The organism is Leyella stercorea DSM 18206 (assembly GCF_000235885.1).
Lineage (GTDB): Bacteria > Bacteroidota > Bacteroidia > Bacteroidales > Bacteroidaceae > Prevotella > Prevotella stercorea.
Window position 1 is genome coordinate 18,470 of record NZ_JH379476.1, and the last position, 12,110, is coordinate 30,579.

General features: G+C 52.8%; 6 protein-coding genes. 5 read left to right on the forward strand and 1 reads right to left on the reverse strand.

The features are described 5' to 3' along the window. The first annotated feature begins 127 nt into the window (after positions 1 to 127). Positions 128 to 1,810 carry a sulfatase family protein gene (locus tag HMPREF0673_RS12995; RefSeq protein ID WP_007903375.1) on the forward strand — a complete coding sequence of 561 codons (1,683 nt, stop codon included), beginning with the start codon at positions 128 to 130 and terminating at the stop codon, positions 1,808 to 1,810. A 78-nt stretch (positions 1,811 to 1,888) separates the two neighbouring features. Here HMPREF0673_RS12995 and HMPREF0673_RS13000 read toward each other — a convergent pair whose 3' ends face one another. Then, positions 1,889 to 4,288 (reverse strand): TonB-dependent receptor, encoded by a 2,400-nt coding sequence (locus HMPREF0673_RS13000; protein ID WP_007903379.1) that lies wholly within the window; start codon positions 4,286 to 4,288, stop codon positions 1,889 to 1,891. 338 nt (positions 4,289 to 4,626) lie between these two features. Here HMPREF0673_RS13000 and HMPREF0673_RS13005 point away from each other — a divergent pair, with 338 nt between their 5' ends. From HMPREF0673_RS13005 to HMPREF0673_RS13020, 4 genes are all read left to right on the forward strand, one after another. Next, complete coding sequence (locus HMPREF0673_RS13005) at positions 4,627 to 5,904, forward strand: hypothetical protein (RefSeq protein WP_050805016.1); 1,278 nt, start codon at positions 4,627 to 4,629, stop codon at positions 5,902 to 5,904. 146 nt (positions 5,905 to 6,050) lie between these two features. Further along, on the forward strand, positions 6,051 to 7,382 hold the full coding sequence (locus HMPREF0673_RS13010; RefSeq protein WP_007903385.1) for an imelysin family protein: 1,332 nt from the start codon (positions 6,051 to 6,053) through the stop codon (positions 7,380 to 7,382). A 62-nt stretch (positions 7,383 to 7,444) separates the two neighbouring features. Further along, positions 7,445 to 9,205, forward strand: a complete 1,761-nt coding sequence (locus tag HMPREF0673_RS13015; RefSeq protein WP_007903387.1) for a di-heme oxidoredictase family protein — start codon at positions 7,445 to 7,447, stop codon at positions 9,203 to 9,205. Positions 9,206 to 9,272: 67 nt separating this feature from the next. Further along, positions 9,273 to 11,555, forward strand: a complete 2,283-nt coding sequence (locus HMPREF0673_RS13020; protein WP_007903389.1) for a cytochrome c biogenesis protein CcsA — start codon at positions 9,273 to 9,275, stop codon at positions 11,553 to 11,555. The last annotated feature ends 555 nt before the right edge of the window (positions 11,556 to 12,110 follow it).

The window sequence follows — 12,110 nt, forward strand, 5'->3', positions numbered from 1 at the left end:
GCTTAAAGAGGCTTAGTTCGGCTTAAACGCTCCCTGAAGTTCGGCTTAAACGCTCCCTAAAGTTCGGCTTAAACGCTCCCTAAAAAGACCGCTCTCCAAGAAAAAACAATCTACAGAAATAAAAACAATGAACAGCAAATCTATTCTTTCTCTTGCAGCCCTCTCCTGCGTTACGGCAGCGTACGCCCAGCAGCAGAAGGCGCAGCAGCACCCTAACATTGTTTACATCATGTGCGACGACCATGCCTACCAGTGCATAAGCGCATACGGCAGCGCACTCTCAAAGCTCGCACCGACCCCGAATATCGACCGTCTCGCCGAGCGTGGTATGCGCTTCGACCGTGCCTTCGTCGAGAACTCGCTCTCTACGCCGTCGCGCGCCTGCCTGATGACCGGTCAGTACAGCCATCAGAATGGTCAGCGTCAGCTGGGCGAGGGCATCGACACCTCGCGCACGTTCTTCACCGAACTGCTGCAGGAGGCGGGCTATCAGACAGCCGTTGTGGGCAAGTGGCACATGGGTTGCGACCCGAAGGGCTTCGACTACTATCATGTGTATAACGACCAGGGACAGTACTGGAATCCGCAGTATCGTGGCACCGACACCAACAACGAGTTCGTCGTGGAGGAGGGCTACTCTACAGACCTTACCACCGACCACGCACTCAGCTTCATCGAGCACCGCGACCCGTCGAAACCGTTCTGTCTGCTTCTGCACCATAAGGCACCGCACCGCAACTGGCAGGCAAACCTGAAATATCTCGGTATGTACGACGACGTTGAGTTCCCGATGCCGGAGAACTTCTACGACGACTATGCTACGCGCGGCTCTGCCGCTCGCACGCAGAAGATGTCCGTCACGCGCGACATGCGTTGGGAGCAGGACTTCAAGGTGCCCGAGATGCTCGACCTCAACAACCCCGACAGCAAGGATTCGTACAACGCTCTAATGGGCGAGATAAACCGTATGACTCCTGAACAGCGCTCGGCTTGGGGACGCTACTACTTCCCGCGCAACCGCCGTCTGCTCGAAGCGCAGCTCAAGGGCAAGGACCTCGACAACTGGAAGTATCAGGTTTACATCCGCGACTATATGTCTGTGATAGCAAGTGTTGACGAGAGCGTGGGTCGTGTGCTCGACTATCTCGACAAGAACGGACTCACCGACAATACGATGATTGTCTACACCTCCGACCAGGGCTTCTACATGGGCGAGCACGGCTGGTTCGACAAGCGCTTCATGTACGAGGAGTCGCTACGCACTCCGCTCATCGTGAGCTACCCGGGTCACACCAAGCCGGGTTCGGTATGCAACCGTCTTGTGCAGAACATCGACTATGCGCCGACGTTTCTCGCCCTCGCCGGCGTTCAGCAGCCGAAGGATATGCCGGGACGTTCGCTCGTACCAGTGCTCACCAACGGAGACAACGTGAAGAACTGGCGTCAGAGCATCTACTACCACTACTACGACTATCCGACGTACCATATGGTACGCAAGCACGACGGTGTGCGCACCGAGCGTTATAAGCTCATCCACTTCTACGGCAAGGGCGGTCTCGACGCTGTGTCTGAGAACAAGTATCAGAACGTACCGGGCACACGCGAGTATGGCACGATGAAGGGATTGGAGTCGATAGGTTACTTTGAGCCGAAGGATGAGGCTGTAGACTATTGTGAACTTTACGACCTGCAGGCTGACCCGCACGAGCAGAACAACATCTTCGGCAAGCCGGGCACGGAAAAGATTACGAAGCAGTTGCAGCGCGAACTTGATAAATACAGAAAGACACTCGCTGTGGACGAATATTAGAAAAGTAAAAGAGTAAAAAAGGAGCCCCTCCCAACCCTCCCCATCTCGGGGAGGGTTGGGAGGGGCTCCTTTTTACTTTTAATAGTTAATCTTCATTCCGATATAGTAGCTTCTTGGCAGCGATGGACCATAGATGTAGCCGGAGTCGCGGTTCCATCCCTTGTCGAAGTCCTTTTGGTAAGAATTGGTGATGTTCTGCACACCGCCATTCACCTGAAGTGTGAGATACTTGTAGACGGGGAAGTCGTATGCCAGTTTTAGATTTACCTCCATGAATTTGGGAGTGTTTACTGCCACGGGTGCTTCAACCCCCGAGCCTGCAGCGTGACCAACGAGCATACTGCCAGTGTAGTTTCCAGTTACGGAAGCTGTGAAGCGCTTCACGGGTGTGAAGGAAGCTGTGAAGTAGCCGTATGTATTTGGCGTGCGCATCATCTTCTTGTACTTCTGTTCTGGCACCTCATCGTTCCAGGCAATAGCCTCGTCGTAGTGGCTTTGCTGCAAAGTGAGTCCGGCTTGCAGCATGAACCATCGTGTGAACATAGCCTTTCCTTCGATGTTCAGTCCGAATACCTTCGCACCATAAGCATTGTAACGCTCCTGCACGGTGTTGCCCTGTGCGTCGGGTTGGTCGAGCTTGCGAAGCGCAAACACATTGTTCAAGTCGGTGTAGAAGCCTTCTATCAGGAGGTTGGTCTGTACGGAGCCGAAATTATGATACAAGTCGGCTGACAGGCTGAAGCTGTTTGATCGCTCCTCCTTCAAGTTGTTAGCCAATACCGTAACCAGACGTTCGCCACCCACAACGCCCACATGCAAGTCTTCGTCGAATGCTTGCGGTGCTCTAAATCCTCCGGCATAGGTAAGGCGGAGGTTTATGTTCTCCGTAGGGTTGAAGCGGAGGTTGGCACGCGGACTGAATATCATGCGTTTCACTAAGTTGTGCTTATCCGCTCTGCCGCCCAAGAGCAGGCTCCACTGCTTGTTCTTCCACTCGTTTTGGAAGAAGAAACTACCGATGTGCACGTCTTGCTTGAAATTGCGGTTGTAGCCGAGGATTACGTCTTTCAAACCGTCATAGTTGTACTCTGCACCGAGAGTTAGGTCGGAGGGCATGAAGAGCAATTTCTTAAACGAGTGGACGTACTGCGACCCTGCGACGTATGTGAAGTCGTGAGTGTTGCCGTATGCCTTTGTAGCGGCTTGTATGTCTTCTTCGGTTCCCTCTCCGATGCCGCCATAATAGCTCTTTCGTGATGTGGTTTGGAACGAGAAGTAAGCCGACAGGCGGTTCTTCTCGTCTGGCGAGTAGAAGTTGTACGTGAGTCCGCCGCCCTGTATGTTGTGCTCCACCTGCTCGGTGATGTTCGCCTCGTGAGAAGGCAGATCGAGTTTGTTGCCGCCGCGGCGGAACTCATGTATGCCGTGATACTGAAGACTCAGCTTGGAGTGTGGGTTAAGTCGGAGGTACGAGTTAAGGCCGAAGGTCTGGCTCTTCAGTTCGGGCAGTTCGGTGTATCCGTCGCCGTCGTGGTCGTAGCCCTGGCGTGTGCGTGTTTGTCCGTAGGCATATACGCCAGCCTTGTTGTCGTCGGTAACCAAAGACACGTTTCCGGTCGTTACGTTATCGAACGAGTTGGCACCTCCCTGCGCCATGAATGTATGTCCGAAGGATGCCGAATTGCGTATGGGCTCCTTTGTGATGATGTTGATGGTTCCGCCGATGGCTGATGCACCGAAGAGAGCGGAGCCTCCGCCGCGCACCACCTCTACACGGTCTATCATGTTGGTAGGTATCTGTTCCAAGCCGTACACACCGGTGAGCGAAGAGAAGATGGGGCGCGAGTCGACCAATATCTGCGAGTAGTGTCCGTCCAAGCCGTTTATTCTTACCTGTGTGAAGCCACAGTTCTGACAATCGTCTTCTGTGCGTACACCGGGTTGGAAGTTGAGTCCCTTAGCCAGACACGTCGATTGGGTGATATCAAACATTTTGCTGCCAATCACGCTCACCAAGTTCGGAGCCAGTCGGCGTTTTGTTTCGCTGCGGTTGGCTGAAACGACGACCTCGTCAAGCGCAACGTCGTCGGTGAGAAGCTCAAAGTTGAGTTCCTGAGTGGCATCCTTTTTTATCGTTATTGTTTTCTCGACGGGCTTGAAGCCCATACATTTTACCTCAAGAGTGAATTTACCCTCAGGCAAGTTCTTCAGAAAATAGTGTCCCGTCTTGTCTGTAGTACAGCCTATTGTTGTACCTTTGATATGGATGGTGGCGTAGGCAATGTGTTCGCCACTCTTTCTGTCGACCACATGTCCGTAGACGTTGGCATCGGTAGGCGTGGGCGTGTGTTCCGTACTGTTATCCTTCACTTCAACACGTGTTGTGTTTTCGTTATCCTTTACTTCGACTGCATTAGCCGCAAATGACACTGTCAATGCACCGGTGAGGAGCATCAACTGATAATTCTTTGATCTCATTTTGCTTTGTCTTTTAAAATTTAGTGTTACGTAAAAATGTTATTTCAGCATTTGAGTTGCAAAGTTATTTACTTTTGTAGATATATGAAATACCTAATATGTATGTTTTGTGTGATGTTCGGTTCGCTCCGATACCCATAAATGATTATTCGAATGGTCGTTTGATGGGGTTTGATAGTATATATAATGTGTATGTGGCGTTGAGTCATCAAAAGTAGGTAGTGCTATGTGCTAACTTTCTTTACTATATTTTAGGTATTGCCTGCTTTTTTTCTTCAAAGTACCTTTGCAGTCGTGAAAATTATATAATTAAAATGAAGAAATCTACAATCGTTTCTATGGCGTGTGCAGCGATGGCAGTATGCAGTCCGCTCGCAGCAAACGCGCAGATAGTGGCTGCCGACAGTGTGATGCAGCACGCCAAGGGTTCCCGACTGAGTGTTGGCGGATATGGTGAAGTGGCTTACAGCCGTAACTTCTACAGCGACAGTGGCAACCGCTACAGTTCGGCTAAGCTGCATAAGAACGACCCCAGTCATGGACGTTTCGACATACCGCACGCTGTTATCTACTTAGGTTATGACTTTGGCAAGGGCTGGACGTTGGGTACGGAGATTGAGTTTGAACATGGCGGTACAGGTTCGGCTATAGAATATGAGGCAGAGGAATCTATCGAGTTTGAGCAGGAGCAGGAGCGCGGTGGCGAAGTGGAGTTGGAGCAGTTCTGGATTCAGAAGTCGTTCGGACGCTTTGCCAACATACGTGCCGGCCACATCGTCGTGCCCGTAGGTCTGACCAACGCCTACCACGAGCCGCTCAACTTCTTCACCGTCTATCGTCCGGAAGGCGAAAACACCATTCTGCCTTGCACATGGCATCAGACTGGCGTTTCGTTCTGGGGCCATGCTGGCGACTTCCGTTACGAATTGCAGATGATTGCAGGTCTCGACGCATGGCAGTTCTCGCGCGACAACTGGATTAAGCCCGGCACCACGAAGCCCTTCGAGTTTGAGGTGGCTAACAAGTACGGCTTTGCAGCGCGTGTAGACAACTATACAGTGCCCGGCTTGCGCTTGGGCGTGAGCGGCTACTTCGGACAGTCGATGCACAACGCCGTTCCGCACGACATGGAGAAGGGCAACAACAAGCGCATCAAGGGCAACATCTATCTCGGTGCGTTCGACTTCACATACAACGCCCACAACTGGGTGGCACGCGGCAGCGCCGACTACGGCTACGTGAGCAACGCTAAGGAGATTAGTGCTATGCGCAAGCCTAACACGCAGTACGTGAAGCCATACCAGTCGAACCAGGTGTTCGGCTCGCACGCCATCGCCACAAGCGTGGAAGTAGGCTACGATGTATTCTCACAGATTGAGAAGTTGCGTGCAGCCCGTCAGAAGATGTATGTCTTCGGTCACTTCGAGTACTACAACTCATGTCTCGGTGGTTCGAAGGAGTACACAAGCAAGAAGATTTTTGCAGGCGGCGTCAACTACTATCCGTTGCCGCAAATCTGCGTGAAGGCAGAATACAGCTATCGCAAGTTCAAGCAGCAGTACAACGACGAGCCGGCTCTGAACATAGGCGTGGCTTATCAAGGACAATTCCTTTAAAAGTAAAAAAGTAAAAGAGTAAAAAAGTAAAAGAGTAAAAAGATTTTCTTTGTGTAACCCTCGTCATAGAGAGGCTTATCAAGGCATAAAGAGGCTTAAAAAGAATAAAGTTCCTATAGTAATAATAATTAAACATCAAAGACACAATGAAAAAGTTTCAACAGTTAGTAATGGCGTTCCTCGTCGGAGTCGTATCGTTCGGTTTTACTGCATGTAGCGACGATAATAGCGAGCCGCAAGATTTCCAGCTTCCGGAGGTTGGTCAGGCAACAGTGAGCGTAAGTTCTTCGGACAAAGCGATGCAGAAGGTGGCGAAGGTTTACGTCGACCAGGTTGTTTACCCAACATACAAGGCACTCGCTGCAAACGCACGCACACTCTACACCACAACAGCTGCTCTCTACAGCGCTGCTGAGGCAGGCACTATGACTCAGGCGCAGATTGACGCTGCTTGCGAAGCCTTCAAGGACACACGTCGCGAGTGGGAGCGCAGCGAGGCTTTCCTCTACGGTTCGGCTTCCGACAACGAGCTCGACCCGCACATCGACTCATGGCCTCTCGACCACGACGAACTTGTGAACGCCCTCAAGAACCCTACACTTGTAGCAGGCTTCAAGGGCAGCGACCCAGCTAAGTTCGTGTCAGACAACAATAGCAAGTTCCAGTCGGTACTCGGTTTCCACGGCATGGAGTTCGTGCTGTTCCGCGAAGGCAAGAACCGCACCGTAGACGCACTCAAGGCTAACGAGACAGAAGAAGGCATGACCTCAGTAAAGGGCATTGACGAACTCGCATTCCTCCAGGCTGTAGCAGCCGACGTGCGCAACATCACCGCACTTCTCGAGTTCACATGGATGGGCAGCGCAGCAAGCAACGAGACAAAGAGCGTGCTCAGCAACGCAAGCTACGTGTTCTCATCGCTTCGCAACAACGGTTTGGCAGCCAACGGCACAATGTGCTACGGTCAGTTCCTGCTCTCGCCGTCAGCTACAACAGGCTACAACTCATGGCAGGGCACAATCCGTCAGATTTTCGTAGGCGGTTGCTCTAATATCTGCGCAGAGGTTGCCGACCAGAAGCTCGGTCAGGCTTACCGTACAGCAACAGGTTCGGGCTCAGCAGAAGACTCTCGCGACTATATCGAGTCGCCTTACAGCCACCGTTCGTTCATCGATTATCAAGATAACATCTACTCTATCAAGAACACGCTTTACGGCACACGCGACGTAAACGCAACAGCTCCGGCAGAGCACTCGCTCCTGAACCTGCTCAAGGCTATGAACTACTCTGGTCTGAACGACTTGACAGCGGCTCTCAATAAGGCTATTCAGTCACTTGAGACAGCCAAGAACAGCGGCAAGTCGTTCGTTGAGGCTCCTGGAGCCCAGCACGTAAAGGACTGCATCGACGCTGTTTCGGCTCTCGACGAGGAGTTGAACAAGGCTGGCGACTGGGTGAACAAGCAGGACGCGCTCTAAGCGCCCTGCCATGTTCGGCAGTTTAGAAATACAAAACCAAGGCTTTTTAAAATTATACAGCAATGAAACGAATCTATCTCATGGGCTCATTAGCAATGGCCCTCTCTCTATCGCTGTTCTCGTGTTCGGACGAGAACAGCGATCCGTCGGGTGAAGACTTCAAGCCAATGGAGTCTGACGGCAAGTATGTAGGCGAGGCTGTCGGCAACTTCTCTAAAGAGGAGTGGTATCCTGGCGGCGAACTCGGAACAACCGACAATGTGGCTTCAGGATGCTACGAAGACGAAACACCTGCCGTAACCGCGCAGGGACTTATCGACGACTTCAACGCCGGCGAGAAATTCTTCGAGCGTCAGTTCACGTCAGCCAACTCGGGCTTCAAGGGACTTGGTCCGGCTTCTGTTCGCCGTTCGTGTCTCGACTGCCACCCCAACTACGGACATGGTCGCCGCATGGACTCTTACACCACGTCCTACGGCAACGGCAACGGCTATCTGCTCGCTGTTTATCACCCCGTAGACGGAGCCAACAGCAACGACGGCGGCTACGTAGCCGAAGTGACTGGTATGCCGCAGACACAAGCTACAGAACCCTTCAAGGCACCTATCGACGAGAGCCAGATCAAAATGCAGTGGCATCACGTGACGGCTATGGAGAGCGGTCTGCCTATGAAGTTCCCCGACGGCGAAGCCTACGACCTTATCTATCCTGAGATTACAATACCGCGCTCGGCGTTCCGCACCAACCCTAATCCTTACGACACAGGCAATAAGGCAGTGGCTGTTCGCGTAGAGTCTACAATCGGCGTGATGGGTACGGGTCTGCTCGACGCCATCTCAGAGGATGACATCAAGGCGCAGTATGCCTCTACAGCCAACTACTACAAGAACGTAGCAAAGGTGGCTAACGTTTCGGAGTACGTTAACCCTAACTTCTGGGACGCTTCTGCCGACAACTTCGCTGCTGGCGCATGGTATCCCGGCACCGAGAACACCGGTGTATACGCCGACGGCGGCAACGGCAAGCCGATGGTGAAGCGCTTCACCTACGCTCTTACACGTGCCTCGCTGCAGGACGGACCTGGCGCCAACGCCATCTGGAATATCACGAACGTGTCACGTCCCGACCGTCCGAAGCTCTACACCACAAACGCTTGGGCTGCGGCAATGGCAGAAGACAAGGAGGTGATAGAGAAGATAAAGAACGACCCGACATCGCCGTTCTGGGCATCGACCGACGACGAGATAAGCAAGCGTGTGAACGGACTCTTGAAGCCCGGCACCAACCAGTTCAGCAACGAGTGGCACAACTTCGAGCCGGAGATGTCTGCCGACCACTTCTACGAGTTCATGGTATGGCATCGCGGTCTTGCCATTCCGCGCGCCCGCAACCTCAACGATGCGCGTGTGCAGCAGGGCAAGAAGGTGTTTATGGAGATTGGCTGCGCCAGCTGTCACCGCCCGTCGTGGAAGACCGGTTCGGACAACTACTGGACACCGAACATGATAGCCGGCAAGAAGCTTCCGCGCTACGCCAACCAGACCATCTATCCGTACAGCGACATGATGCAGCACAAGCTCTACATGGTGAACGACATACACGGATCGTGGTGTCGCACAACACCGTTGTGGGGACGCGGACTTGCCGCAATCAACGGCAGCGGTGTAGAACGTCTGCACGATTGCCGCGCACGCAACGAGGTGGAAGCAATCATGTGGCATGCTTACTCGAAGAACTCGCACGCCTACAACTCGGCGCTCAAGTTCTACAATCTTTCCAAGGCAGACCGCGACGCAGTGGTCATGTTCCTTCGCTCTATTTAGTAACTTATTCTCCCACGGCTTCCTGCGAAGTACGTGGGAGAATAATCATATATAAGCAAACCGAATTATGCAAAACCCTTTAAAGAAGACACTCTTCGCATTGTATGTTTTAGTGATAGTCTGCATGGCAGCCGCTACAGTCGTGGAGAAGTATAGCGGAACCGACTTTGTGCGCTCCAATGTGTACGGCGCATGGTGGTTCTCGCTGCTTTGGGCTGTGCTCACGGCTGCTGGCATCATCTATTTCCTGCGCCACCGCTGCAAGTCGTGGTCGGGCATAGCGCTCCACCTCTCGTTCGTGGTGATACTCGCGGGCGCTTTCGTGACACACGTCAGTTCGGAGCGCGGCACGGTTCATCTGCGCCAGGGCGCATACATCAACACCTGCGTGATGTACGACCGTCACAACCAGCCGCACGACGCGCAGATGCCGTTCCAGATGCGCCTCGACCGCTTCGACGTGCAATACCATGAGGGCACCGACGCGGCAGAAGACTACGTGTCGCAGTTCACCATCATCGACAACGGCAAGCAGTACAGCGGCAAGGTGTCGATGAACCGCATCTTCAGATACGGAGCGATGCGCTTCTACCAGTCGTCGTACGACAACGACATGCTCGGCGCGTCAATCTCCTTCAACTCCGACCCCATTGGCATACCTCTTACCTATACGGGCTACGCTCTGCTGTTCATCTCGCTTGTATACATGCTCTTCGATCCGCATGGTGCATACCGCAAGCTGCTGCGCCTCTCACATCTGAAGAAAGGACTGATGATGGTGGCGCTGCTTTTCGCGCTCGGCTCAGGCTCGGCTCAGGCACATGTTCTGCCTAAGGAAAGTGCCGACCGCTTTGGATGCTTGATGGTTCTGCACAACAGTCGCATATGTCCGCTGCAGACCCTCGCCGTCGACTTTACCAAGAACCTTTACGGCAAGGCATCGTATGACGGCTACACGCCCGAGCAGGTGCTCACGGGCTGGATGTTCTACGCCGACGACTGGATGCAGGAGCCGATGCTCCGACTGAAAGGTGCCGAGATGCGCGACCGTCTGCAGCTGCCCGAATACGTGCCCGTAGGTCAGTTCTTCAACAGCGCGATGGGCGGCTACACGCTCGGTCCGTACGTGCAGGAATACTATGGCGGCAACCACGATGCGTTCCATTCGCAGGTGGCTGCCATAGATAATAAGATACAACTGATAATGGAGCTGCGCAATGGTTCGCTCCTTAAACTCTTTCCTTATACATATAAAGGCAATACCACGTGGTATGCGCCTACCGACTCTCTGCCGAAGACGATGGACAGAGAACACCAGCAGTTCGTGCGCTCGATTTTCTTCTTGCTATCCGATTGTGCTCTAACCTCCGACTATGCGCAGATGGATGCCGTGGTGGGTAAGATGCTGAAGTATCAGCAGAAGAATGGGGGAGCATCGCTGCCTTCCGACAGACGTGTCGCAGCCGAGCGTATATACAACCGCATCCCCTTCGCCACAATACTCTTCATGCTGTGTCTGGCGATGGGCGTAATCTCTTTCCTTTATACTATAATCAGAATGTGCCGTGAGGACGACGGTGCGAACGCTAAAGGTGCAAGCGGCAATGACGGACTGAGCGTGTGCAGCAAGAGGTTGCACGTATCGTTTTTCGTTGTCAACTATGTGGTGATGCTTCTGTCGTTCTGCGCGCTCACCTATTGCGAGTATCTGCGCTGGACTATCAGCGGCACGCTCCCGATGACCAACGGCTACGAGACGATGCTCTTCGTGGCGTGGCTCGTGCAGCTGCTCGCGCTCGTCTGCGGCGTGCGCTTCCGCCTGCTTGTGGCGTTGGGTTTCCTCATGTCGGGCTTCTTCCTGCTCGTGAGTCACATCGGACAGATGGATCCGCAGATAAAGCACACGATGCCCGTGCTCAACTCGCCGCTGCTCAGCGTGCACGTGTCTATAATAATGATGGGTTTCGCCATGCTCTCGTTCACGTTCATCAGTGGGCTCACCGCCCTTCTGCTGCGCCTCGTCAGTCGCACAGCGCAGCCGAAGATGATACAGCTGCAGCAGCTCTCGCTCGTGTTTCTCTATCCTGCACTTGCCGCACTCGGCATCGGCATCTTCGTCGGAGCCATTTGGGCTAACGTCTCTTGGGGCGAGTATTGGGGATGGGACCCGAAGGAGGTATGGGCACTCATCACGTTCATGATATACGCCGTTGCGCTGCACACGCGCTCGGTGCCCCAGCTGCACCGCCCGACAGCGTTCCATGTGTTTATGACACTGGCTTTCCTCACGCTCGTGATGACCTATTTCGGCGTGAACTACTTCCTCGGCGGAATGCACAGCTACGCATAAAAAAACAGTGGCACAACTCTCAACGAGCTGTGCCACTGTCACTATGTTTAACTTGAAAAAATTCTAAAGTAATGAAGAGTCTCACGATCCTTCATAGCTACCTGTTAAACAATCGTTACCTTAAACCTAATAACTAAAAACCTAAATCTATTACTACTAACCTAAACAATCTATTAATCTTTTGACGATGCAAAGGTATGAATAATTAGTTGTTTGCGCAAACAGAATAATAATATTGTTGCTTATCCTTGTGTTTTATTGACTTAAATCAAAATTGCTGGCGTTCTGCTTGCCACGTTTTTGTTGTTTATGCGCAGAACGGTTGTGATGTACATGTTCTGCAACAGTCCGCCAATGGTGCATCATTCTCTCTGTGAAAGCTGATGAAAAGTCATCGTTTCGCGTTCGGTGTCCGATTGGGTTGCGTTCGGAATCCAATCAGATTGCGTACGCCGTCCGATCAGATTGCGTTCGGTGGCGGTGGGGAAAGGTGGGGATTAGCTGAGCCTGTAGTGGGGATATTGGCAGCTTTAAGTTGGGTTTTCGTGCTATCGA